Here is a 24,470-nt window from a genome sequence, read left to right on the forward strand (position 1 = left end):
AATCAAGGTCTTGTCCTTTTGCCGTAGAGCGTTACCGGACTACCGGCGCCCGGATAGTGTACCTTGAGCGTCGAGCCGCTCGGAAGGATCGCCTCCACTGCATTTGAGCAGTTCAGGACGTTCTTGCAGACGCCATTATTGTTATTAATTACAACCGTGGCGTGCTGAATGTTATTGTCCTTCATGAAGGCGGCATACTTCGTCTCCACGTGAGAAGCGACGCTGTACGAACCCTTGCCCTTGTAGGGGTACAAAGGATGACCCGATGACTTCAAGAGTTCATCTGCCCGTCCGAAGAGGCTGTCGTGCTCGCCGCTCATTATTCTGCGGAGTTCATCCGTATTGGCGGCAGGGATTTCCTTCCCGTCCGACGCGCGGATTTTTCCGTAAGTCTTGTCTCCGAGATTTTTATATCCTGGGAGGTCTTCGAAGATCTTCGACACCCACACCGGGCATGCTTCGTCGGTATTGTGGACGAGGACATTGGTGGTGCCGGTGGAGACGTAATAGGTGTGGAGGTCGTCGACGGTGAGATCGTAGGCGTCCTGAAGACCCTGCCAGTCTCGTGTTCCGGTGATGGACGCCGTGTTGTTCTGAGGCGTGCGCAGGGTGTCGCCGGCTTTGAGGTCGCCGGCGTTCTTCCAGGTCCGGTCGTTCTCGGACCAGTAGGGGTGGTGGTCGGTGGAGGTGAGGGTCGAACCGTCGGTGAGGGTGACGTCGGTGAAATTCCGGTCACCGGGGGTGCGGATGGTGCGGGTGACGGTTCGGGGGCCGGTTTCACCGGTGACCGGGTCGGTGGCGGTGACGTGGTCACCGGTGCGGATCTGTTCGATGCGGCGGCTGGTGCCGTCGGCCATCAGGACCCGGGTGCCGGCGGGGAAACTGTGGCCCGTGGCGTCCGCGAGCGCGGTCAGGCATCCGACGCTGCGGCGGGCTCCCCGCAGGCCCTTGAAGCCGTCGATCGCGTCGTCGATCTTCCCGATGAGCTTGAGCTTGCCCCACGGGGTGACGCCGGCCACGGCCATCACGCATCCGAGGGCGGTCGGGTTCTTGATGCAGGCTTCGACATCGGCGAGGCCCGTGAGCTCCCAGATGATGGCCCGGAAAACGGGGTCATCGGCGTACCCGGGCATGCTCTGGATCACGGAGTCGCCGGGCGACGCCGCGCAGGGCATGATGTAGGCCATGGTTTCGCGCGTGGGGTGCGGAACACAGACCCGCCGACCGTCGCGTGAGGCCCTCTCCGCCTCTTCCCGCTTCCGCTCTTCGGCGGCTTGGCGAAGAGCTTCCGCGATTTCCTTTTCGGCGAGTTCGCGTGCGGTGGTCCAGGCGGCCTTGGCATCGGCTTCGGCCTGTTCGGCACTCTTGCCGGCGGCGAGTGCGGAGGCACGGGCCTGGTCGGCGGACTGGTCAGCCCTGCGCGCGGAGTCGCGGGCGTACGCGGCGGAGAACTCGGCTTCGGCGGCGGAGTTTTCAGCGGCGGTGGCATCCTGGGCGGCCTGATCGGCGGCGTTCCGGGCGGTGTTAGCCGATGCGGCGGCGTCGGCGGCGCTCTGTTCGGCGGCCGTGGCGGACGCCTCCGCGTCAGCCGCGTACTTCTCCGCGTCGGCCGCGGATGCCTCGGCGTCGGCCTTGGCCTTCTGCGCTTCAGCGCTTGCGCCCTTGGCGAGGGCTGCGGCCTCGGCGGCGCATGCGGCGTTCTCCTGGGCCTTGGCGGCGATGCGGGAGCCCTTGTGGAGAAGGACCTGCATCTGGTGGACGTGGTTGGCGGCCAGGTTGTCCTTGCGCTTGGCCATGTGCTGGCCGGTGGTGACGAACTCGTGGACGAGTTCGGGCGGACCGGCGAGAGCGATCTTCGCGGCTGCCTGGACCTCGGGTCCGCCGGTGGTGGCCAAGCGGGCGGTGACGACCTTCTCGTCGGTCAGCCGTTCGCCGTACTGGCCGATCTGCAGGAAAGTGGCCAGCGCCTTGCTGGAGCCGTCGGCGAGGGCGGCCTTGGCGCCGGTCTGGACGCTGACGCCGCCGGTGGTGGCCAGGCGGGCGACCTCGACGCGCATGTCGTCGCGGCCGGCATCGTACTGGCCGGTCTCGTGGAAGGCGGTGATTTGCTCCGGAGTGCCCTTGAGCGCCTCGGTGGCCGCGGTGCGGACGGAGGCGTAGGGGCTCTGGGCGCTCAGGTCGACGACGCGCTGGCGGACGTCGTTGAAGTCGGCTTCTTTCCAACGGGTGCGCAGGTAGTCCAGGACGTCCTGGTCGGTGCCGGAAAGCGCGCGGGCGGCGGCTTCCTGGTGCCATGGACCGAGGAGTTTCATGGCTTGCATGGCCAGCTGGCGCCCCTTGGCCGCAGTGGCCTGGATGTCGACGTCCGGGCGGGCGGCCTCCTCGGCCAGCGTGGCGGCGGTGCCGCTCAGGGAAAGGGCCTCGACCTGTGTGGCGGCGGAGCCGGAGATCGCGGCGTCGGACATGTTCTTCGTCGAACGGGCCCGTTCGACGGCCGCGTCCGTGCGGGTGAGGAGGTCGGCGTTCTCGGTCTCCCGCGCCAGGGTGAAGATCTCCTGGGCCTTGGTCACGGCGGCCTTCGCCGTGGTGGCGGCCAGTTTGGCGGCGGCGGCGTTCTTCGCGGCCTGGACCGCGTAGGTACCGGCATTGCCGGCCTGGGTGGCGGCTTCGTCCGCGTAGTCGGCGGCCTTGTTGGCGTGGGCGGCGGCGGAATTGGCCGCGTCGCGGGCCGCGTAGGCGGCGGTGGCCGCGCGGTTGGCCAGGGACTCGGAGCGGTCGGCTGCCGCGTCGGCGGCTGCCGCGTGACGGCGCGCCTCGGCGGCCGCGATACGGGCCTCGTCCGAATGTACGCCCGCAGCCGCCGCGTAGGTGTTGGCCTGTTCCGCGGCTGCTGCGGCGGCGTTGGCATTGGCCGAAGCGTTCTTGGCGGACTTGGAGGCGATGGCGGCGGCAGCCGATGCCTTGCCCGCGTTTTCCGCTGCGACCGCAGAGGTGGAAGCCGCCGTGGCGGCCGCACGGGCCTCACCGGCCGCCTTGCGAGCGGTCTCCGCCTTCGAGGCATCACCGGCCGCGGCGATGGCCGCGTTGTATGCCTTGTTCGCCGAATCAGCCGCGGCGGCCGCCGCGGCCGCGGTCTGCGCGGCGGCGAGCGCGGCCCGGCGGGCGGCCCGGTTCGCGGCGTCGGCGGAACCGATCGCCTCCTGGGCGGCCTCCGCCGCGAGCCGTGCCGCGTCGGCCGCCTGCTTGGCCTTGACTGCGGCGGTCTTGGAGTTGTCCTTGGCCGCGTTGGTCTCCTCGGCAGCCTTCAGAGCGGCTTCCTTGGCGAGCTGGGAAGCGTCGATCGCCTTCACGGAGGCTTCCTCGGCCGCCGTTGTAGCGCTCGCGGCCTGCTTGCCCGCGGCCTCCGCCTGCTTGACCAGGTCGGCGATGGAAGCATGCTCCTGGTCCCGGTTGCGGGCGGTGAACTGTCCGACCTCCAAGAACTCGACGATGTCCTCGGGAGTCCCGCGCAGCGCGACCTTCGCCGCGGCCCGCACGTTCGGGCCGCCGGTCATCGCCAGCCGCGCGACATCGACACGGTTGTCGTCCTGGCGGGCTGCGTACTGGCCCTTGTTCAGGAAGAGTTCCCGATCGTCGGGAGTGCCCTGCAGGGCCTTCTTCCCGGCCTCCCGTACACCGGGCCGCTCCAGCATCACCATGCGGGCGATGTCGACCTTGCGGTCCTCGTCCAGCGGCGCCTCGAAGCCGTCGAGGAGGAACGCCTCCAACTCGGCCGGCGTCTTCACTATCGCCGCCTTGGCGTCCCGGCGGACACCGGGGCCGCCCAGCATCGCCAGACGTGCGACCTCGACACGGTTGTCGTCGAACTGGATCGACGGGGCCTCGGCGACGAACTCCCGAATCGCTTCGTCACCGCCGAGCAGAGCTTGTTCGGCAGCGAGCTTCAGGCCCGCTCCGCCGGTCTTCCAGTACTCGACGACGGCCTCTCGCAGGTTGACGGGAGGCTCCTCCGCCGCCTGCGCCACCGTGAGAACGGGTGAGGCACCCAGCAGCCCCGACAGCAACCCTGCCGACAGCACGAGCCGCAACGTCCTGCGGCGTCTGGAGAATCTCTCCAACTCTCCCGACCCGCGGGGCCGGAAGGATATACGCCGTTTCACCGGCGACCACCTCATAAATAAGAACTGACCAGCCCGCCGACAGCTCGGAACATGAAGAAGAGCCGGTTAACCCGATGCTTTACCTCACCAACAGGTCCCAGAGAGTCTGCTTGTGACGTCGGGACACATGGCTGGGGCACCCGGATCCTACAGCCCGGCATGACGCCCGAACGCGGGGGTGAGGGAGGGAGGGCTTTGGAAACAGCAGGTCAGGCATGCAAGTTTCGCCCTCCTCGACTCCATGGGAAGGGTGAATCACGGCGTCACCATGCAAAACGCGCATAGCGATGCAATCTGCGGAACCCGGCCTTTTGGAATGCAGACGCAGAAGCGGGGTGCACACCGACGCGCGAATCACTGAAGGGTTGTATGAGATATGAATCACTCAACTCTGTTACTGAGACCCTTTTTGGCCGTGATTCACTTTCCGTGACCTGATGGACTCCTCTCATCCATCGCCTGTTTTTGAAAGGCCCACCATGGCAATTCCCCATGTGCGCAAGGCACTTCTGGTCGCTCTGGGTACGGCGCTCGCGGTGTCCGCGACGACCTTCGGCGTAGCCCAGGCCGTCACCGGCGGCGTGACGGCAGCTGCGGCTGCCGAGGACATGCCCTCCGCAGTCGAGGACTTCGGTTACCCGAACGCCGCGCAGATCCAGGCGGACACCGGCGGCCTTCTCAAGCGAGGCGACGGCAACATCCTCCTGAAGGCCTGTGACGGCAGCCAGGACCTCACCGTCTACACCCGGGCCGGGCAGAAGGACTTCTGCTTCGACGTCAAGGCCAAGCCCGCCTACCTGTCGCTCGAGCTTCCCCAGGCGTACGGCATCTGGACTTCGTCCGACCCGGTGAAGACCACCCTCAAGGAAGCGGACGGCTCGACCGTGGTCATCAACGCGCCGGCCAACGACTTCACCGGCTACGGGGAGTCGGGAAGCGCTGAGGGCGAGGCCACCGTTCTCGTCGAACTCCGCATCGCCGGCTGAGACACAGGGAACCTGCCTCCGCGCCTTCCCGACAGCTCCACGCCCGGACCCGCTCGACCGCGCACCGTGCCGTGGAGCGAATGGCGCTCCTTCTCCACCATCAAGGAACACTCATGACCACAAAGCGTTCGCGCTTCGTGTGGGCCGCTGGCGTCGCCACCGTCCTCGCCACCGCCGCCACCGTCCTCCCCGCCAACGCCCTCAACGGCGCCGACGCCCCGGTGGGGCTGAACTTCACCGCGAAGATCAACGTCGGGGAAAAGGCCGCCTGCACCGGCACCCTCGTCTCGCCCCGGTGGGTCCTGACCGCGAAGAGCTGCTTCACGGCCGCTGGCATCCCCGCCTCGGGCAAGCCCGCCGTCGTCACCACCGTCACCGTCGGCCGCACCGATCTGTCCCAGACCGGGGTCGGGACCACTCGGGCCGCCGCGGAACTCGTTCCGCACTCCAGCCGGGACCTGGTTCTGGTCAAGCTCGCGACCGGCGTGGCCAGCGTGAAGCCGGTCGTCCTGGCCTCCACCCCGGTGACCGCCGACCAGGCCGTCACCACTGCCGGGTTCGGCCGCACGAAGACCGAGTGGGTTCCCAGCAAGCTGCACACCGGCGCGTTCACCGCAGTCGGTGACAGTTCGGCGGACGTGGCACTGACCGCCACCGGTGACGCCGTGATCTGCCAGGGTGACGCCGGCGGGCCCGTCCTGCGCGCCAACGGCACCACCCAGGAACTGGTCGCCGTCGCCAGTCGGTCGTGGCAGGGCGGCTGCCTGGGCACCGACCCCACCGAGACCCGCACCGGGGCCGTCGCCACCCGCGTCGACGACGTGCGCACCTGGATCACCGGCATCGCGAACCTCGTCTCCGGTGACATGAGCGGTGACAACAAGCCCGACCTCGTCGCGATCGACGACGACAACAAGCTGTGGCTGTACCCCGGCACCGGCACGGGCGCGCTCGGCTCGCGGATCCAGATCGGCTCCGGCGGCTGGGGCGGCGCCTCGGTGGTCCACCGCGGCGACTGGACCGGCGACGGCATGGAGGACATCGTCGCCCTCATCGGCGGCGAACTGCGTGTCTACCCCAACCGCGGCGACGGCACGCTCGCGGCTCCGGTCAAGATGGGCACCCTGCCCACCGACGCCCGCCTCGTCGGCATCGGTGACACCACTCTTGACGGAAAGCCCGACCTCCTCGCCACCTACGACAACAAGCTGTACCGGTACGCGGGCAACACAGGATCCACCCCGTCCATCGGTGCGGCCCTGCTCATCGGCAACGGCGGCTGGGACGTCATGACCCTGAGCGGTCTCGGCGACGCCAACAAGGACGGCCGCGTGGACCTTCTCGCCCGGGACACCCGTGACGGCATCGTGTACTGCTACCTCGGCCAGCCCAACGGCACTTTCAGCGATCTCAACGAATTCGGTCGCGGCTACACCACCTCCTTCCGGCCCCTGATCGCCGGTGCCGCCGACGCCGACCGCAACGGAATCGCCGACATCTGGGCCACTGCGAACGACGGCTCCCTGAAGTTCTACAAGGGTGGCGCCGACGTCCACGGCCCCATCGACGGCTCGAGCGTCGAGATCGGCAGCGGCGGCTGGCAGGCCATCAAGTCCATCAGTTGATTTTGAAACCCGTCGCCCCGTGAACCAGCGCGGGCTGCAATGACCGGGAGCCGAGGCCGAGCCCGTCGAACACGACGCTTGCCCTCGGCTCCCGGCCGTTCGGAGGGCCGGGCCCGGGAACGACGCCGTACCGCCTCGCGCGACCGGGTCGCCGGCGCCGTGCCCGGCGAGGCATGCCGTAGACCGGTCGGTTCCGGTTCGTGTACGGGACGCGGTGGCGTGGTTCGTGCTCGTGGCGGAGGCGACGGCATGCCTGCATTTTCAAGCGTGTCCCCCCGAGCGACCTCATAGTTTCTGAACACGTTCAAGATGGGCGTACGCTGCCCCCATGAGCGACACGAACGGGCCGAGAGCCCTTCTCACGCATATCCGCGTCTGGCTGGTCGTCTTCGTCGTCTGTTTGGTCCTGAGCGGCCTCACCGCCTTTCCGCTCGTCACCGAACTCCGGCTCCTCGACTCCGCGTTGTCCGGCCGGGCCGCGCCCCTGGCCGACGCCCTCCCCGGGCTCGCCGAGTGGATCCACCGGGTCGGGGAAGGGCTGGAGGCCGCCGATTGGGACGCCCCCTACCTCCTCTACGGCAACGACTGGCTCGCCTTCGCGCACCTTGTCATCGCGGTCGCCTTCCACGGCCCGTACCGCGACCCCGTCCGCAACGTCTGGGTCGTCGAGTTCGGCATGATCGCCTGCGTCGGCGTCGTCCCGCTGGCCCTGATCTGCGGGCCGATCCGGGACATCCCCTTCGGGTGGTCGGTCGTCGACATGTCCTTCGGCGTCATCGGCATCCTGCCGCTGCTCCACGTGCGCCGGCTGATCAAGCGCCTGGAGGCCGCCACGGCGGAGGTGGCGGCCCCCGGGGCCGTACCCGCCGCCTGACGGCGCGTACGGCCCCGGGCGGGCACCGGGGACGGTCCGGCAGGCCGTGCGCCGCCGGGGCGCCGCACTCCGGGTCGTGGACGCCCGAACTCCCGTGCCGGGAAACCCCCGTGACCCGGCCCGGACGAGCGCGGTCGTCGCGTCGGCGCGGGGGAGGCCGCGATCACCGCCGGCATGGCCTTCGCCGGACCGGCGCCCGGCGCGTGCCGCGCGGTCGCGGCCGGAGCCGAGGCCACGGCCGGGGCGAGCGCGATCCCGGCGTCCACCGCCCACGGGGTCGCCGCGCCCCGGGTCCGCGCCCGCTCCCACCCGCCGCGCACGTCCCCCCCCGCATGCCCATTACGGCTTGCGGCCCACCGCGCCGAACTGCGCCACCACGTGCGTCTCCCGCGAGGAGGGCCGCCAGCGCGAGCAGGAGACGACGCCCGGCTCCAGCAGGTCGAGGCCCTCGAAGAACGAGGTGAACTCCTCCCGGGTGCGGGCGGTGATCGGCGGGGTCGCGTTCTCGTTCCAGAAGGCCATCGCGGCCTCGTTCCCCTCGCCGCCCAGCTCCGGCTCCAGGGTGGGGTGGGTGAGCACCAGGAAGCTGCCGGAGGGGACGGCGGCCATCAGGGTCCGCACGATCGACCGGGCCTCGTCGGTGTCCAGGACGAAGTTGAGGATGCCGAGCATCATCACCGCGACCGGACGGGAGAGGTCCAGGGTGGCCGACGCCGCCTCCAGGATGCCCGCCGGGTCGTGCGCGTCGGCGTCGACGTACTCGGTGACGCCCTCCGGCGCGCTGGTCAGGAGCGCGCGGGCGTGGGTGAGGACGATCGGGTCGTTGTCGACGTAGACGATCCGGGCGTCCGGGGCGGCCCGCTGCGCCACCTCGTGGGTGTTGTCGGCGGTCGGCAGGCCGGTGCCGATGTCCAGGAACTGGCGGACGCCCTCCCCGGCCGCCAGGTGGGTCACCACCCGGCCGAGGAACGCCCGGTCCGCGCGCGCCACTTCGCCGATGCTCGGGTAGAAGCCGGTGACCTGCGCGCCGACCGCGCGGTCCACCGGGTAGTTGTCCTTGCCGCCCAGCCAGTAGTTCCACACCCGGGCGTTGTGGGCGATGTCGGTGCGGATGCGGTCGTTCACGCTGTGGTGTGCGCGGTCGTTCACGCGGGGGCCTTTCGCAGGACGGAGGCGAGGGCGTCGACGCGGTTCGTGGTGATCGCGTCCACCCCGTTCTTGATCAGCTTACGCATGGTGCGCCTCGTGTCCGCCGTCCAGGCGGAGACGAGCAGGCCGTCCCGGTGCACCCGCTCGCTCAGCTCCCGACTCACCAGGCCGAAACGGTAGTTCAGCCAGCGCGGGCGCACGGCGTCGAGGAGCACGGGGCGGGGCGGGGCGAGCGAGGTCCAGGTCAGGGCGATCTCGGCGGCCGGATCGGCCGCCCGCACCTGGAGCATGGCGACGGTGCCCGCGCAGTAGTAGACCCGCTCCCCGGCGCCGCACTCGTGGACCGTGCCGACGATCTTCCGGACCGATTCCTCGTTCCCGCCCGGCAGGTCCAGCATCAGCCGGTGGTCCCCGGCGGCGAGCAGCGCCTCCCGCAGGGGCGGCACCCCGCCCGCCGTCGCCTCCTCCACCTGCGCGTACGAGAGCGCGGAGAGCGGCCGGTCCAGGCCCCAGAGGCGCTTCAGGGTGTCGTCGTGGAGGAGGACGGGCACCCCGTCCCGCGTCAGCCGGACGTCGACCTCGACCGCGTCCGCCCCCCGTTCGATCGCCGAGACGATCGAACGCAGCGTGTTCTCACGGGCGCGGTACGGGTCGCCGCGGTGGCCTACGACAGTGACGGATCGCATGGGGCCATTGTGGGCGCCGCCCGGCGCCGGTGCCGACGGCGGGGCCGCCGTACGGACGCCGTCAGCGCGCCGTCCACTCCTCGGTGTACGCGTCGATCTCGGCGAGGAGCCGGGCCTTGCCTGCCGCGTCGAGGAAGGACGCCTCCACCGCGTTCCGGGCGAGGGCGGCGAGACCGCGCTCGTCGAGGTCCAGGAGCCGGGCGGCGACCGCGTACTCGTTGTTCAGGTCGGTGCCGAACATCGGCGGGTCGTCGCTGTTGACCGTGACGAGCACGCCGGCGTCCACCATCCGCCGGACCGGGTGCTCCTCCAGGGTCGCCACGGCCCGGGTGGCGATGTTGGAGGTCGGGCAGACCTCCAGGGCGATGCGGTGCTCGGCCAGGTACGCCAGGAGCTCCGGGTCCCGGACCGAGCTGGTGCCGTGGCCGATGCGCTCGGCGCCCAGGAACCGGATCGCGTCCCAGACGGTCTCCGGGCCGGTCGTCTCGCCCGCGTGCGGGACGGACCGCAGGCCGGCCGCCCGCGCCCGGTCGAAGTACGGCTGGAACTGGGGGCGCGGCACCCCGATCTCCGGGCCGCCGAGGCCGAAGGAGACCAGGCCCTCCGGGCGCAGCCCGTCGGCGGTGGCCAGCCGCGCGGTCTCCTCGGCGGCTTCGAGGCCGGCCTCGCCCGGGATGTCGAAGCACCAGCGCAGGACCGTGCCGAACTCGGCCTCGGCCGCCTTGCGGGCGTCCTCGATCGCCTCCATGAAGGCGCCCTCGTCGATGCCGCGACGGGTGGAGGAGTAGGGGGTGACGGTCAGTTCGGCGTAACGGATGTTCTGGCGGGCCATGTCGCGGGCGACCTCGAAGGTCAGCAGCCGGACGTCCTCGGGCGTGCGGACCAGGTCGACCACCGACAGGTAGACGTCGATGAAGTGCGCGAAGTCCGTGAACGTGAAGTAGTCGGCCAGCGCCTCCGGGTCCGTGGGGACCTTGGAGTCCGGGTGACGGGCCGCGAGTTCCGCGACGATCCGGGGCGAGGCGGACCCCACGTGGTGGACGTGCAGCTCGGCCTTGGGGAGGCCCGCGATGAAGGGGTGCAGATCGGTCATCGGGTCATCGTAGGCCGGGTGGTTCCCCCACAGGGGTGAGGCTTTAGCATGACGTGACCACGACGGGGGAGGCACATGTCCGACGATCGAGAACAGCCGAGGGACGGTCACGGCCCGGCGGACCCGTGGGCTCCGCCCCCTCGCGACGGGGTGGAGCTGAGCAAGTCGCCGACTCCGCCGACCCCGCCCGCGCACGACCGGCCGACGGCCCCGCCGGCGCACGACCAGCCGACGGTCGCGTCCATGCCCGGGGTGCCGGCGCCCGGCGGTGACGTGCCGCCGCCGCCGATCGCGCCCGGCGGCGCGGTCCCCGGCGCGTACGGCCATCCGGCCGCTCCCGGGGGTTACGGTCACCCGGCGGCCCCCGGCGGCTACGGTTACCCGACGGCGCCCGTGCCGCCCGCCGGGTACGGCCACCCCGGCTACCCGGGCTATCCGGCGTACGGCCCCCTCCGGCAGCAGTCGCAGAACAACGGCATGGGCACGGCGGCCATGGTGCTCGGCATCCTCGCCGTGGTGCTCTCGGTCTGCTCCTACGGCATCATGGGCCTGATCCTGGGCGGGATCGCGCTGCCCCTCGGCATCGTCGCCCGCAAGAAGAGCCTGCGGGGCGAGGCGGACAACCGGGGACAGGCCGTGGCCGGCATCGCGCTCGGCTCCGTCGGCATCGTCCTCGGCATCGCGGGCATCGTCCTCATCGCCTTCCTCGTCACGCACGCGGACGAGTGGGACGACAGCCCGGACGACCCCTGGTCGACGAGCCGGGTCTCCGTCGGCGCCCTTCGCTGAACGGAGGGGCGGACGGGACCGCCCCGCACCGGTCCGGCACCGGCGCGGGCCCCGGCCGCCCGTCCGGGGCCGCCCGGAGCCGTTCCTTCCCGGCCCGCCTCCGGGCCGTCCCGGGGTCAGGCCGCCCGGAGGCGTTCCCGTGCCTCCATGAGGGCGAAGCCCAGGAGGTTGAGGCCGCGCCAGCGGGCCGGATCGAGGGCGCCGGGGTCGGTCGCGGCGAGCCCGATGCCCCAGACGCGGTCCACCGGGCTGGCCTCCACCAGGACGCGGTTCCCGGTGCCGAGCAGGTAGGCGCGCAGGCCCTCGTCCGAGGAGAACTTGTGGACGCTCCCGTCGACCACGATCCCGAAGCGCTCCCGCCCCCACACCGCGTCGTCGAAGCCCCGCACCAGCCGGCCCGCCTTCTTGGCCTCCGCCGGGGTGCGGGCGGCCAGTGCGGCGCGCTCGGCGTCCGCGTCCCCGAAGAGGCGCGCCTTGGCGGCCATCATCCAGTGCTCGGCGGTCGCGTACGCCACCCCGCCGACCGTGAAGGGGGACGGCCACCACTGGCTGAGACAGCTCGCCGAGAGGTGTCCGCCCGGGTGCGGACGGTGTCCCCAGAAGTGCAGCCACCTGACCCGGTCGCCCCTGCTGACCTGCCGTGTCAGCTCCTCGATCGCGCTCATGCACGCGAGTCTGGCATCCGCCACGGACACTCCGTACGGAGATTTTTCGGCGACCTCGACAGATGGTCGACCGAATCCGTCGCGTAATCAAAAGGCAACAACGGAATCACTTGTTGGGTGTTCTCCCCTCTGTCAGGATCGGCACTCAATTCGAGCTGGGACAACGGAGAGCGTCATGGGCAACCGCTTCCAGGCGACGGACCGCTTCGCGGACGGCGCGCAGTACATCGGCGGACGGCTCCGCCCCGGGACGTCCGGACGGGAACACAGCGTGACCGACCCGGCGACCGGCGGGAGCGTGTACACCTACGCCCTCGCCTCCACCGCGGACGTGGACGAGGCGGTCGCCGCCGCCGGGGCCGCCTTCCCGGTCTGGGCGGGCGCCACCCCGGGCGAGCGCTCCGACGCGCTGCACCGCCTCGCCGGGGTCCTCACGGAGTGGGCGGAGGACCTCGCCGCGGCCGAGTCCCTCCAGTGCGGCAAGCCGCTCAGGCTCACCACCGGGTTCGACGTGCCCGGCACGATCGACAACACGGTCTTCTTCGCGGGGGCCGCCCGCCACCTCCAGGGCCAGTCGGCCGCCGAGTACAGCGCCGACCACACCTCGTACGTCCGGCGCGAGCCCATCGGCGTCGTCGGGTCCATCGCCCCCTGGAACTACCCGCTCCAGATGGCCGCCTGGAAGATCCTCCCCGCGATCGCCGCCGGCAACACGATCGTCCTGAAGCCGTCCGAGCTGACCCCGCTGACCTCCCTGATGTTCGCGCAGGCGGCGAAGGAGGCCGGCATCCCCGACGGCGTGATCAACATCGTCAACGGCACCGGGCGGACCGCCGGCGAACACCTCGTCGGCCACCCCGGCGTCGCCATGACCTCCTTCACCGGGTCCACCCCCGTCGGCAGGCGGGTCGCCGAGATCGCCACCGCCACCGTGAAGCGGCTCCACCTCGAACTCGGCGGCAAGGCCCCGTTCCTCGTCTTCGACGACGCCGACCTGGAGGCCGCCGCCCGGGGCGCCGTCGCCGCCTCCCTCATCAACAGCGGCCAGGACTGCACCGCCGCCACGCGCGCGTACGTCCAGCGCCCGCTCTTCGACGCCTTCGTCGCCCGGGTCGCCGCCCTCATGGAGACCGTCCGCGTCGGCGACCCCTTCGCGCCGGACACCGACCTCGGCCCGCTCGTCAGCCACCGCCACCGGGACGCCGTCGCCGGCTTCGTCGAGCGCGCCCGTGCCTCCGCCACCGTCGTCACCGGCGGCGAAGCACCTGGTGGCGAGCTCGAGAACGGCGCATACTACCGTCCCACCCTGATCACCGGCGCGGCGCAGGACAGCGAGGTCGTGCAGTCGGAGATCTTCGGCCCGGTCCTGGTGGCCCTGCCCTTCGACACCGACGACGAGGGCATCCGGCTCGCCAACGACACCCCCTACGGCCTCGCCGCCTCCGCGTGGAGCCGTGACGTCTACCGGGCCAACCGCGCCACGCGGGAGATCCAGGCGGGATGCGTGTGGATCAACGACCACATCCCGATCATCAGCGAGATGCCCCACGGCGGCGCCAAGGCATCCGGCTACGGAAAGGACATGTCGGCCTACTCCTTCGAGGAGTACACCCAGGTCAAGCACGTGATGTTCGACAACACCGCGGTGGCGGCCAAGGACTGGCACCGCACGATCTTCGGGGACCGTCCGTAACCGACACGCGGCCACCGCCGTGTGGAGCCCGCCGCCCGACCAGCGGCTCATCCCTCCCGAAAGGGCACAGCGCATGGAGCAGTACGAGCCCGACAGCCTGTCCGCCGCGCAGCGCGCGGCGATGCGGCGCAGCCTGACGAACGGCAGGGGCGCCCTCAGCCGCCGTTCGGTGCTGCGCGCGGGCGGCGTCGGCGCGCTCACCGCCGGCGGCCTCGCCGGCCTGAGCGCCTGTGGCATCCCGCCCGCCAAGCGGGAGGGCGGCGCCACCGCCTCCACCGACGACTCGGCCAGGGAGAAGACCGTCGCCTTCTCCAACTGGACCGAGTACATGGACGTCGGTGAGGACGAGAAGTCCCGCCCCACCCTGGAGGCGTTCACCCGGCGCACCGGGATACAGGTCAAGTACACCGAGGACATCAACGACAACGTCGAGTTCTTCGGCAAGGTCAAGCCGCAGCTCGCGGCCGGCCAGGACACCGGCCGCGACCTCATCTGCGTCACCGACTGGCTCGCCGCCCGGATGATCCGGCTCGGCTGGGCGCAGAGGCTCGACCCCGCGAACCTCCCCCACGCGTACACGAACCTCTCCGCCCAGTTCCGCAACCCCGACTGGGACCCGGGCCGCGCCCACTCGTACCCCTGGACGGGCATCTCCACCGTCATCGCGTACAACGTGAAGGCGACCGGCGGGAAGAAGGTCGACTCCGTCACCCAGCTCCTGGACGACCCCTCCCTCAAGGGCCGGGTCGGCTTCCTCACCGAGATGCGCGACTCCGTCGGCATGACGCTGCTCGACCTCGGCAAGGACCCGGGCCGCTTCACGGACGCCGACTACGACGCGGCGATCGGACGCCTCCAGAAGGGCGTCGACAAGAAGCAGATACGCCGCTTCACCGGCAACGACTACACGTCCGACCTCGACAAGGGCGACATCGCCGCCTGCCTCGCCTGGGCCGGCGACATCATCCAGCTCCAGGCGGACAACCCCGACATCCGCTACTCCGTACCGGCGGCCGGCTACATCACCTCCACCGACAACCTGCTCGTCCCCGCGCAGTCCCGGCACAAGACCAACGCCGAGAAGCTCATCGACCACTACTACGACCCCCCGGTCGCCGCGCAGCTCGCCGCGTACATCAACTACGTCTGCCCCGTCGACGGGGTGAAGGACGAACTCGCCAGGATCGACCCCGAGCTCGCCGGCAACACGCTGATCCTCCCCGACCGGGCCATGGCCCGGAAGTCGCACGCCTTCCGCTCGCTCACCGGCGCGGAGGAGACGGCGTACGAGGAGAAGTTCGCCAAGCTCATCGGCGCCTGAGTCCGGCCGCGTCCACCCCTCTCACCCCCGGGACCACACCCCATGACCGACAAGACTGCTCACACCGGAAAGAGCACCGGCGGCGACGTCCGTCTCACCGGGATCAGCAAGACGTACGGCTCCTTCACCGCCGTCCACCCGCTCGACCTGACCGTCCCGCGCGGCTCCTTCTTCGCCCTCCTCGGCGCCTCCGGCTGCGGCAAGACCACCACCCTGCGCATGATCGCCGGCCTGGAGGACCCCACCACCGGCACCGTCTTCCTCGGCGACACCGACGTCACCGACCTCCCGCCCTACAAGCGACCGGTCAACACCGTCTTCCAGTCCTACGCGCTCTTCCCGCACATGGACATCTCCGAGAACATCGCCTTCGGCCTGCGCCGCCGCGGCGTCAAGGAGGTGAAGAAGCAGGTCGACGAGATGCTGGAACTCGTCCAGCTCGGCGACAAGGCCCGGCACAAGCCGCACCAGCTCTCCGGCGGCCAGCAGCAGCGCGTCGCCGTGGCCCGCGCCCTCATCAACCATCCGCAGGTGCTCCTCCTCGACGAGCCGCTCGGCGCCCTCGACCTCAAGCTGCGCCGCCAGATGCAGCTCGAACTCAAGCGCATCCAGACCGAGGTCGGCATCACCTTCGTGCACGTCACCCACGACCAGGAGGAGGCCATGACCATGGCCGACCAGGTCGCGGTGATGAACGGCGGCCGGGTCGAGCAGCTCGGCGCCCCCGCCGACCTCTACGAGAACCCCCGGACCACCTTCGTCGCCAACTTCCTCGGCACCTCCAACCTCATCGAGGCCGAGGTCCTGGAAGCGGGCTCCGCCGGAACGGACGTGCTCGTCTCGGCGGGCGGCGGCAGGCTCAGGATCCCCGCCGACCGCTGTACCGCCGCCGTCCGCGCGGGCGGCAAGGTGCTCGTGGGCGTCCGCCCCGAGAAGATCTCCCTCACGCACGCGGACGACGCCGGTGCGATGGCCGGCGGCCGCAACCGCGTCACCGGCCGGATCGCCGACTCCTCCTTCATCGGCGTCTCCACCCAGTACGTGGTGGACAGCCCGGCGGGGGCCGCGCTCCAGGTCTACGAGCAGAACATCGAGCGCGACACGCGCCTGGTCCCGGGCGCCGAGGTGGTCCTGCACTGGAACCCGGCCCACACCTTCGGGCTCGACGCCGACCAGGCCATCGACGCGGGCGTGGAGAGCGTGGAGGACGCCGGATGAGCGCTCCCACCCTCACGAAGGAGGCGCCGGAGACGGCCGGGGAACCGGCCCCGCGCAGGCCCTCCGCCCGCAAGCGGCTCGTCCCGTACTGGCTGCTGCTGCCCGGCATCGTCTGGCTGCTCGTCTTCTTCGCGCTGCCGCTGGTCTACCAGGCGTCCACCTCGGTCCAGACCGGCTCCCTCGAAGCCGGCTTCCGGGTCACCTGGCACTTCCCGACCTACTGGGAGGCGCTCCAGGAGTACTGGCCGCAGTTCGTCCGCTCCCTGCTCTACGCCGGGACCGCGACCCTGTTCTGCCTGCTGCTCGGCTATCCGCTCGCGTACCTGATCGCCTTCCGGGCCGGCCGCCTGCGCAACCTGCTCCTCGTCCTCGTCATCGCGCCCTTCTTCACCAGCTTCCTCATCCGGACCCTGGCGTGGAAGACGATCCTGGCGGACGACAGCCCCGTGGTCGGCGTGCTGAACGCGCTGCACGTCCTCGACGTGACGAGCTGGCTCGGCTGGACCGAGGGCGACCGCGTGCTCGCCACCCCGATGGCGGTGGTCTGCGGTCTGACGTACAACTTCCTGCCCTTCATGATCCTGCCCCTCTACACCTCCCTGGAGCGGATCGACGGGCGGCTCCACGAGGCCGCGCGGGACCTGTACGCCTCCCCGGCCACCACCTTCCGCAAGGTGACCTTCCCGCTCTCGATGCCCGGCGTCGTCTCCGGCACCCTGCTCACCTTCATCCCGGCGAGCGGCGACTACGTCAACGCCGAACTGCTCGGCTCGACCGACACCAAGATGGTCGGCAACGTCATCCAGTCCCAGTTCCTGCGGGTCCTCGACTACCCGACGGCCGCCGCGCTCTCCTTCATCCTCATGGCGGTCGTCCTCGTCATGGTCACCGTCTACATCCGCCGTGCCGGAACGGAGGACCTGGTCTGATGCGCTGGATACGACGCAACCTCGTCGTCGTCGCGGGCCTGCTGACGCTCGCGTACATGATCCTGCCGAACCTCGTCGTCATGGCGTTCTCGTTCAACAAGCCGAACGGGCGCTTCAACTACTCCTGGCAGCGGTTCTCCCTGGACGCCTGGAAGGACCCCTGCGGCGTCGCCGACATGTGCCAGTCGCTGTCGCTCTCGCTCCAGCTCGCCGCCTGGGCCACCCTCGGCGCCGTCGCCCTCGGCACCGCGATCGCCTTCGCGCTCGTCCGCTACCGCTTCCGGGCGCGCGGTGCGATCAACTCGCTGATCTTCCTGCCGATGGCGATGCCCGAGGTCGTCATGGCCGCCTCCCTGCTCACCCTCTTCCTCAACATGGGGATCGAGCTGGGTTTCTGGACGGTCCTGATCGCCCACGTCACGTTCTGCCTGTCGTTCGTCGTGACGGCGGTCAAGGCCCGGGTCATGTCCATGGACCCGCGCCTGGAGGAGGCCGCGCGCGACCTCTACGCGGGGCCCGCGCAGACCTTCCTGCGGGTCACCCTGCCGATCGCCGCGCCCGGCATCGCCGCCGGCGGACTGCTCGCCTTCGCCCTCTCGTTCGACGACTTCATCATCACCAACTTCAACGCGGGTCCCTCCACCGTCACCTTCCCCATGTTCGTCTGGGGCTCGGCGCAGCGCGGCACCCCCGTTCAGATCAACGTCATCGGTACCGCGATGTTCGTCCTCGCGGTCCTGGTGGTCATGGCCGGGCAGATCATTGCGAACCGGCGCAAGAAAACAGCGACGGCCTGAGCGGATACCGCCCAGGCACCGAAGGAGTTGGAAACCATGGCCCCAGCCGCCATGCGTCTCGCCGCCCACTCTCTCTCCGACGCCCAGCCCGTCCCCTTCTGGCTGGAGGACCCCGGCAAGCCCGGAGCCCTGCCCGCCCTCACCGGCACCGAGAAGTGCGACCTCCTCGTGGTCGGCGGCGGCTACAGCGGACTGTGGACCGCGCTCCTCGCCAAGGAGCGCGACCCCTCCCGGGACGTCGTCCTGATCGAGGGCCGCGAGGTGGGCTGGGCCGCCTCGGGCCGCAACGGGGGCTTCTGCGCGGCCTCCCTCACCCACGGCTTCGGCAACGGGCTCGCCCGCTGGCCGGGCGAGCTGCCGAAGCTGGAGGAGCTGGGCGGGCGGAACCTCGACGCCATCGAGGAGGCCGTCACCCGCTACTCCCTGGACTGCGACTTCGAACGCACCGGCGAGATCGACGTGGCCACCGAACCCCACCAGCTCGGGGAGCTGGCCGAGACGTACGGGGAGGTCGAGCGGCTCGGCCTCGCGGACGGCCTCGAACTCCTCGACCGGGACGCCGTGCGCGCCGAGGTCGACTCCCCGACCTTCCTCGGCGGCCTCTGGGACCGCCGCGGCGTCGCCATGCTGCACCCCGCCAAGCTGGCCTGGGGCCTCAAGCGGGCCTGTCTCGGCCTGGGCGTCCGGATCTTCGAGAACACCCCGGGTCTCGACCTGGCCCCCTTCGGCGCCGGCATGGGCGTGCGCACCCCGTACGGCAGGGTCGTCGCCCGCCGGGTCGCCCTCGGCACCAACGTCTTCCCGTCCCTGGTCCGGCGCGTCCGGGCCTACACCGTCCCGGTCTACGACTACGCCCTGACGACCGAGCCGCTCACCCCCGGGCAGCTCGCCTCCGTCGGCTGGCACAACCGGCAGGGGCTCGGCGACTCCGCCAACCGGTTCCACTACTTCCGGATCACCGCCGACCACCGCATCCTCTGGGGCGGCTACGACGCGATCTACCCCTTCGGGGGAAAGGTCAGTGCCGAGCGCGACCACCGCCCCGAGACCTACCTGAAACTCGCCGAGCACTTCTTCCGGTGCTTCCCGCAGCTGGAGGGGCTCCGCTTCAGCCACGCCTGGGGCGGGGCGATCGACACCTGCTCCCGCTTCTCGGCCTTCTTCGGCACGGCCCACAAGGGGAAGGTCGCGTACGCCGCCGGATTCACCGGGCTGGGCGTCGGTGCCACCCGCTTCGGCGCCGACGTGATGCTCGACCTGCTGGCGGGGGAGCGCACCGAGCGCACCGAGCTGGAGATGGTCCGCTCCAAGCCGCTGCCGTTCCCGCCCGAGCCGGTCGCCTGGGCCGGCATCGGCCTCACCAAGTGGTCGCTCGCCCGCGCCGACGAGAACGGGGGCCGGCGCAACCTGTGGCTGAAGGCCATGGACCGCCTGGGCCTCGGTTTCGACAGCTGAGACGCCTGTGTGACGCAGGTCACACGTGAGGGGTGGTCGAAGCCGCGTAAGAGGAGCGGCCGTCCCGGCTCTCTTCCGTGGGGACACCGTGTCCCCGCGGAAGGAGAACGTCGCGATGACTGGTACGGAGGCCGCGAGCGCCAGGAACGCGGTGGAGTGGCTGGCCTCGGTCGCGCCCGACCCCGACGCCTGCCGGTGGGAGTGGGAGCGCAACCCGTACGGGGTCGCGCTGCTGCCCGCCGGCGTGCGGTGGGACGTGCTGATCCTGCCGGCCGGGCTGGGTCACCCCACGCTCGACGTGCTGACCCGCCTGGTGGACCGGCCCGGTCCCATCCTGGCCGGCTTCGGCGACGCCCGGACGGGCTTCTTCGTCCCGCCGGGCACCGCCGCCCGCTGGCTCGGCACCGGCGTCCGGGGCGCGGGCGCCGGCACCTGGATCGTCGCCCCGTACCCCGGCCGCGTGACCGGCGGGGTGCGCTGGCTGGTGGTGCCGGACGGCACCGGCACGCTCACCGACCCCGCCCTCCTGGAGCTGGCGATGCACGAGGCGGCGGGGCGGCTGGCCGGGAGGAAGGGGGGAGACCGGGAGGGGTCGAGGGGGACACCGCGCGGACGGAGGTCTTGACCGCTCGATTGGTCTGGACCATGCTGTGGCGCGCTCCACCCGATCCCCCCACCTCCGGAGGCAGTCGTGGACCGCTCCAGACCCCTCACCCTGATGCTGGCGGGCGCCCTCGCCGCCGGCGGACTCCTCGCGCTCACCCCCGCCGCCCAGGCCGCCGACACCGAACTCGCCCGCAACGGCGGCTTCGAGGCCGGCCTCGACGGCTGGACCTGCACGGCGGGCAGCGGCACCGTCGTCCCGTCGCCCGTGCACGGCGGGACGAAGGCCCTCCAGGCCACCCCGGCCGGCAGCGACAACGCCCGCTGCTCCCAGACCGTCGCCGTGAAGCCCAACTCCACGTACGCGCTGAGCGGCTGGGTGCGCGGCAGCTACGTGTACCTGGGCGCCACCGGCACCGGCACCACCGACGTCTCCACCTGGACGGGCTCGGCCCCCGACTGGCAGAAGCTCGGCACCGGCTTCACCACGGGCCCCTCCACCACCTCGGTCACGATCTACACCCACGGCTGGTACGGCGCCCCCGCCTACCAGGCCGACGACCTCTCCCTGTACGGCCCCGGCGGCGACCCGGTCCAGCTCCCGGCCGCCCCCACCGGGCTCGCGGCCGGCTCCCCGACCTCCACCACCGTGCCGCTGACCTGGAGCGCGGTCCCCGGCGCCACCTCGTACCACGTCTACCGGGGCACCACGAGGATCCAGACGGTGACCGGCACCTCCGCCACCGCGACCGGCCTCACGCCCTCCACCGCGTACACCTTCCAGGTCAGCGCCGTGAACGCCGCGGGCGAGTCCCCGAAGTCCGCCGCCGTCACCGCGACCACCACCGGCGGCGTGGGCGGCGGTGATCAGGGCCTGCCCGCCCACGCCCTCGTCGGCTACCTCCATGCCGGCTTCGCCAACGGCTCCGGTTACGTCCGCATGGCCGACGTCCCCGACTCCTGGGACGTCATCAACCTGGCCTTCGGCGAGCCGATCTCGGTGACCTCGGGCGACATCCGCTTCACGCTCTGCCCGGCCACCGAATGCCCCAACGTCGAATCGGGGGCCGAGTTCAAGGCGGCGATCAAGGCCAAGCAGGCCGCCGGCAAGAAGGTCCTCATCTCCATCGGCGGCCAGAACGGCCAGGTCCAGCTCTCGACCACGGCCGCCCGCGACGCCTTCGTCGCCTCCGTCTCGAAGATCATCGACGAGTACGGGCTCGACGGCCTGGACATCGACTTCGAGGGCCACTCCCTCTCGCTCCGGACCGGCGACACCGACTTCCGCAACCCGACCAGCCCGGTCGTCGTCCACCTGATCCAGGCGGTCAAGACCCTCAAGGCCAAGTACGGCGCGAAGTTCGTCCTGACGATGGCCCCGGAGACCTTCTTCGTCCAGCTCGGTCACCAGTACTACGGCTCCGGCCCCTGGGGCGGCCAGGACCCGCGCGCCGGCGCCTACCTGCCGGTCATTCACGCCCTGCGCGACGACCTCACCCTGCTGCACGTCCAGGACTACAACTCGGGTTCCATCATGGGCCTGGACAACCAGTACCACTCCATGGGCGGCGCGGACTTCCACATCGCCATGACCGACATGCTCCTCACCGGCTTCCCGGTCGCCGGCAACGCGGACCACTTCTTCCCGGCCCTCCGCCCCGAGCAGGTCGCGATCGGCCTTCCCGCCTCCACCCAGGCGGGCAACGGCCACACGAGCCCGGCCGAGGTCGACAAGGCCCTGGACTGCCTGACGAAGAAGCAGAACTGCGGCACCTACCAGACCCACGGCACCTGGCCCGCCCTGCGCGGCCTGATGACCTGGTCGATCAACTGGGACCGTTACAACCAGTGGGAGTTCTCGAAGAACTTCGACGCGTACGGCTGGAGCTGACCGTCACCCCGCCGCCCCGGCGAACACCCGGGCCGGCTCACTCCCGGGGATCCGCCCGGACGCCGGGGCCGTACCGCGCCACCAGGACCGGCCAGCGCAGCAGCGGGAGGCAGAGGGCCACCGAGGCCACCACGTCCAGCGGCCAGTGGTAGCCCCGCAGGACCAGTCCGGTCCCCGTCGCCGCCGTCAGCGCGGCGGCGACGGGGACCAGGCGGTTCGAGACGAGGAAGGCCGCTCCGAAGTAGGCCACCATCGCGGTGGCCGTGTGGCCCGAGGGGTAGTAGCCGTGCGCCCACGGTTCGAGGGGGCCCGGACGGCCGGTCCACTCCTTCAGCGGAACCACGAGCAGGGGCACGGCGGCCATGGCGAGAACCGCGTACAGCGCGGCCCGCCACCGCCCTCGCCCCACCGCGTACGCCGCCGCGCAGGCGAGGACCGGGAGGGCGACGGACATGTTGCCGAGGTCGGCGCCGAGTTCGGAGAGGGGCCGGGGGACCGTGTCCACCAGGGCCCGGGACACCCGCTCGTCGAGCCTGGCCAAGGGGCCGTGGACGAGCACCTGCCAGGTCACGACGGCGAGGGCGACGAGCGCCGAGAGGAGAGCCGGCCGTCCTGGAACAGGGGGGGTTGCTCCAGGACGGCCGAGGGGATCCGGCTGCCGCGCGCCCCGGGGGGTGTGGGGCGGGCGGCCGTCCGATCCGTGAGGAGTGCCGGGGCACGAGGCACCGGCGGCGTGCGCGAGGGCACGGTGTGGGCGGTGCTGGGGAGGCTCCGCCCGGGGTGTTTCTCTCATCCGTGGAAACCGTACGTCAGGGAACGGGGGGCCGACAGCGGGAAACGCGTCCCGCCATCGGCCCCCCACAGAGTCTTCACACCACGGCCCTCGGGCCGGTGTGCCGGACCCGCGTCAGATGCCGGCGAAGGCGTTCTCGATGATGTCGAGGCCCTCGTTCAGCAGGTCCTCGCCGATGACCAGCGGCGGCAGGAAGCGGAGCACGTTGCCGTAGGTGCCGCAGGTCAGGACGAGCAGGCCCTCCGCGTGGCACGCCTTCGCCAGGGCGCCGGCGGCCTCCGCGTACGGCTCCTTGGTGACCGGGTCCTTCACCAGCTCGATGGCGATCATGGCGCCGCGGCCGCGGATGTCGCCGATGACCGGGAACTTCTCCTGCATGGTGGCGAGGCGGGCCTTCATGACCTCCTCGATGCGCCGGGCCTTCCCGTTGAGGTCCAGCTCCTTCATCGTCTCGATGGCGCCGAGCGCACCGGCGCAGGCCACCGGGTTGCCGCCGTAGGTGCCGCCCAGGCCGCCGCCGTGGACGGAGTCCATGATCTCGGCGCGGCCGGTGACGGCGGCGAGCGGCAGACCGCCCGCGATGCCCTTGGCGGTGGTGATGAGGTCGGGGACGATGCCCTCGTCCTCGCAGGCGAACCACTGGCCGGTGCGGCAGAAGCCGGCCTGGATCTCGTCGGCGACGAAGACGATGCCGTTGTCGTTGGCGAACTTCACGATCGCCGGCAGGAAGCCCTTGGCCGGCTCGATGAAGCCGCCCTCGCCGAGGACCGGCTCGATGACGATCGCGGCGACGTTGTCGGCGCCGATCTGCTTGCTGATCTGGTCGATCGCCTGGGCGGCGGCCTCGGGGCCGCAGTTCTCGGCACCGGTGGGCCAGCGGTAGCCGTAGGCCACCGGCACGCGGTAGACCTCGGGCGCGAACGGGCCGAAGCCCTGCTTGTACGGCACGTTCTTCGCCGTCATGCCCATGGTGAGGTTGGTGCGGCCGTGGTAGCCGTGGTCGAAGACGACGACGGCCTGGCGCTTGGTGTACGAACGGGCGATCTTGACCGCGTTCTCGACGGCCTCGGCGCCCGAGTTGAAGAGGGCCGACTTCTTGGCGTGGTCGCCCGGGGTCAGCTCGGCGAGCGCCTCGCAGACCTCCACGTACCCCTCGTACGGCGTCACCATGAAACAGGTGTGGGTGAAGTCCTGGAGCTGCGCGGAGGCGCGGCGCACGACGGCCTCGGCGGAGGCGCCGACCGAGGTCACGGCGATGCCGGAGCCGAAGTCGATCAGACGGTTGCCGTCGACGTCCTCGATGATGCCGCCGCCGGCCCGCTTGGTGAAGACGGGCAGCGTGGAGCCCACGCCACCGGCGACCGCGTCGAGGCGGCGGGCCTGAAGCTCCTGCGACTTCGGACCGGGGATGGCGGTGACGACGCGCCGCTCCTGCGGGACAGCGTTCATGCGGGGCTCCTGGGGGTGATCTGGACGCACTTGCGGGTTTCCTCCGCAGGCTAGGCGCGGGGGAGGGGGAGAGGCATGCGCCGATCGGGAGTGGTGGGGGGTGTGTCGTTGTCCGGGATGGACAGGGGAGGGGGTGGGGCTCCCACGGGGAACGTCCTGTCGGCGCCCGGCCGCACGGGCCGGGCGAAATCCCTCCGGGGCCTCCCGGTCCCACTAGATTGGCGATGACACAGAGACGGCGATCCGGCTGGTCGGGGGCAGGGGTTCATGGAGACGGACGGCACGCACGAGTCG

Annotated in this window: 19 protein-coding genes; 12 read left to right on the plus strand and 7 right to left on the minus strand. The window is 71.0% G+C overall.

What is annotated here, in order from left to right; genetic code table 11:
- Positions 1-2 precede the first annotated feature (2 nt).
- Positions 3-4,079: a DddA-like double-stranded DNA deaminase toxin gene (locus ACFYZY_RS04335; RefSeq protein ID WP_388689293.1), complete on the minus strand. Its 4,077-nt coding sequence runs from the start codon at positions 4,077-4,079 to the stop codon at positions 3-5.
- Positions 4,080-4,639: 560 nt separating this feature from the next.
- Here ACFYZY_RS04335 and ACFYZY_RS04340 point away from each other — a divergent pair.
- The 3 genes from ACFYZY_RS04340 (at position 4,640) to ACFYZY_RS04350 (ending at position 7,645) form a co-directional block, all read left to right on the plus strand.
- Entirely contained in the window at positions 4,640-5,146 is a 507-nt protein-coding gene (locus ACFYZY_RS04340; RefSeq protein ID WP_388689294.1) for a hypothetical protein, read from the plus strand.
- 113 nt (positions 5,147-5,259) lie between these two features.
- A complete protein-coding gene (locus ACFYZY_RS04345; RefSeq protein ID WP_388689296.1) occupies positions 5,260-6,771 on the plus strand; it encodes an FG-GAP-like repeat-containing protein in 1,512 nt (503 codons plus the stop codon).
- A 328-nt stretch (positions 6,772-7,099) separates the two neighbouring features.
- On the plus strand, positions 7,100-7,645 hold the full coding sequence (locus tag ACFYZY_RS04350; protein WP_388689297.1) for a hypothetical protein: 546 nt from the start codon (positions 7,100-7,102) through the stop codon (positions 7,643-7,645).
- A gap of 339 nt (positions 7,646-7,984) precedes the next feature.
- On the opposite strand, the gene ACFYZY_RS04355 is transcribed toward ACFYZY_RS04350, so the two are convergent.
- From ACFYZY_RS04355 to ACFYZY_RS04365, 3 genes are all read right to left on the minus strand, one after another.
- Positions 7,985-8,770 carry an SAM-dependent methyltransferase gene (locus tag ACFYZY_RS04355; RefSeq protein ID WP_388689387.1) on the minus strand — a complete coding sequence of 262 codons (786 nt, stop codon included), beginning with the start codon at positions 8,768-8,770 and terminating at the stop codon, positions 7,985-7,987.
- 20 nt (positions 8,771-8,790) lie between these two features.
- Positions 8,791-9,480: a glycerophosphodiester phosphodiesterase gene (locus tag ACFYZY_RS04360; RefSeq protein WP_388689299.1), complete on the minus strand. Its 690-nt coding sequence runs from the start codon at positions 9,478-9,480 to the stop codon at positions 8,791-8,793.
- A gap of 61 nt (positions 9,481-9,541) precedes the next feature.
- Positions 9,542-10,573: an adenosine deaminase gene (locus tag ACFYZY_RS04365; RefSeq protein ID WP_388689300.1), complete on the minus strand. Its 1,032-nt coding sequence runs from the start codon at positions 10,571-10,573 to the stop codon at positions 9,542-9,544.
- 75 nt (positions 10,574-10,648) lie between these two features.
- On the opposite strand from ACFYZY_RS04365, the gene ACFYZY_RS04370 reads away from it, so the two are divergent.
- Entirely contained in the window at positions 10,649-11,362 is a 714-nt protein-coding gene (locus tag ACFYZY_RS04370; protein ID WP_388689302.1) for a DUF4190 domain-containing protein, read from the plus strand.
- A gap of 116 nt (positions 11,363-11,478) precedes the next feature.
- Here the strand turns inward: ACFYZY_RS04370 and ACFYZY_RS04375 are convergent, their stop codons facing one another.
- Positions 11,479-12,027 (minus strand): NADAR family protein, encoded by a 549-nt coding sequence (locus ACFYZY_RS04375; protein WP_388689303.1) that lies wholly within the window; start codon positions 12,025-12,027, stop codon positions 11,479-11,481.
- Positions 12,028-12,202: 175 nt separating this feature from the next.
- Here ACFYZY_RS04375 and ACFYZY_RS04380 point away from each other — a divergent pair, with 175 nt between their 5' ends.
- The 8 genes from ACFYZY_RS04380 to ACFYZY_RS04415 all read left to right on the plus strand — a co-directional run bounded on the left by ACFYZY_RS04380 (position 12,203) and on the right by ACFYZY_RS04415 (position 21,934).
- Positions 12,203-13,720: a gamma-aminobutyraldehyde dehydrogenase gene (locus tag ACFYZY_RS04380; protein WP_388689304.1), complete on the plus strand. Its 1,518-nt coding sequence runs from the start codon at positions 12,203-12,205 to the stop codon at positions 13,718-13,720.
- 73 nt (positions 13,721-13,793) lie between these two features.
- Positions 13,794-15,041 (plus strand): PotD/PotF family extracellular solute-binding protein, encoded by a 1,248-nt coding sequence (locus ACFYZY_RS04385; protein WP_388689306.1) that lies wholly within the window; start codon positions 13,794-13,796, stop codon positions 15,039-15,041.
- Positions 15,042-15,083: 42 nt separating this feature from the next.
- Positions 15,084-16,259: an ABC transporter ATP-binding protein gene (locus ACFYZY_RS04390; RefSeq protein WP_388689308.1), complete on the plus strand. Its 1,176-nt coding sequence runs from the start codon at positions 15,084-15,086 to the stop codon at positions 16,257-16,259.
- Positions 16,256-17,188 (plus strand): ABC transporter permease, encoded by a 933-nt coding sequence (locus tag ACFYZY_RS04395; protein ID WP_388689310.1) that lies wholly within the window; start codon positions 16,256-16,258, stop codon positions 17,186-17,188. The genes ACFYZY_RS04390 and ACFYZY_RS04395 overlap by 4 nt, the downstream gene beginning before the upstream one ends.
- Complete coding sequence (locus ACFYZY_RS04400) at positions 17,188-17,985, plus strand: ABC transporter permease (RefSeq protein ID WP_388689312.1); 798 nt, start codon at positions 17,188-17,190, stop codon at positions 17,983-17,985. The genes ACFYZY_RS04395 and ACFYZY_RS04400 overlap by 1 nt, the downstream gene beginning before the upstream one ends.
- A 36-nt stretch (positions 17,986-18,021) precedes the next feature.
- Positions 18,022-19,440 (plus strand): NAD(P)/FAD-dependent oxidoreductase, encoded by a 1,419-nt coding sequence (locus tag ACFYZY_RS04405; protein WP_388689314.1) that lies wholly within the window; start codon positions 18,022-18,024, stop codon positions 19,438-19,440.
- Positions 19,441-19,555: 115 nt separating this feature from the next.
- A complete protein-coding gene (locus tag ACFYZY_RS04410; RefSeq protein WP_388689316.1) occupies positions 19,556-20,065 on the plus strand; it encodes a hypothetical protein in 510 nt (169 codons plus the stop codon).
- 93 nt (positions 20,066-20,158) lie between these two features.
- Positions 20,159-21,934: a chitinase gene (locus ACFYZY_RS04415; RefSeq protein ID WP_388689389.1), complete on the plus strand. Its 1,776-nt coding sequence runs from the start codon at positions 20,159-20,161 to the stop codon at positions 21,932-21,934.
- A 37-nt stretch (positions 21,935-21,971) separates the two neighbouring features.
- On the opposite strand, the gene ACFYZY_RS04420 is transcribed toward ACFYZY_RS04415, so the two are convergent.
- Both ACFYZY_RS04420 and gabT read right to left on the minus strand, forming a co-directional pair.
- Positions 21,972-22,505 carry a phosphatase PAP2 family protein gene (locus ACFYZY_RS04420; RefSeq protein WP_388689318.1) on the minus strand — a complete coding sequence of 178 codons (534 nt, stop codon included), beginning with the start codon at positions 22,503-22,505 and terminating at the stop codon, positions 21,972-21,974.
- 336 nt (positions 22,506-22,841) lie between these two features.
- A complete protein-coding gene (gabT, locus tag ACFYZY_RS04425) occupies positions 22,842-24,176 on the minus strand; it encodes a 4-aminobutyrate--2-oxoglutarate transaminase (protein ID WP_388689320.1) in 1,335 nt (444 codons plus the stop codon).
- Positions 24,177-24,470: the final 294 nt, after the last annotated feature.

This window comes from Streptomyces sp. NPDC001744 (assembly GCF_042892575.1).
Classification (GTDB): Bacteria; Actinomycetota; Actinomycetes; order Streptomycetales; family Streptomycetaceae; genus Streptomyces.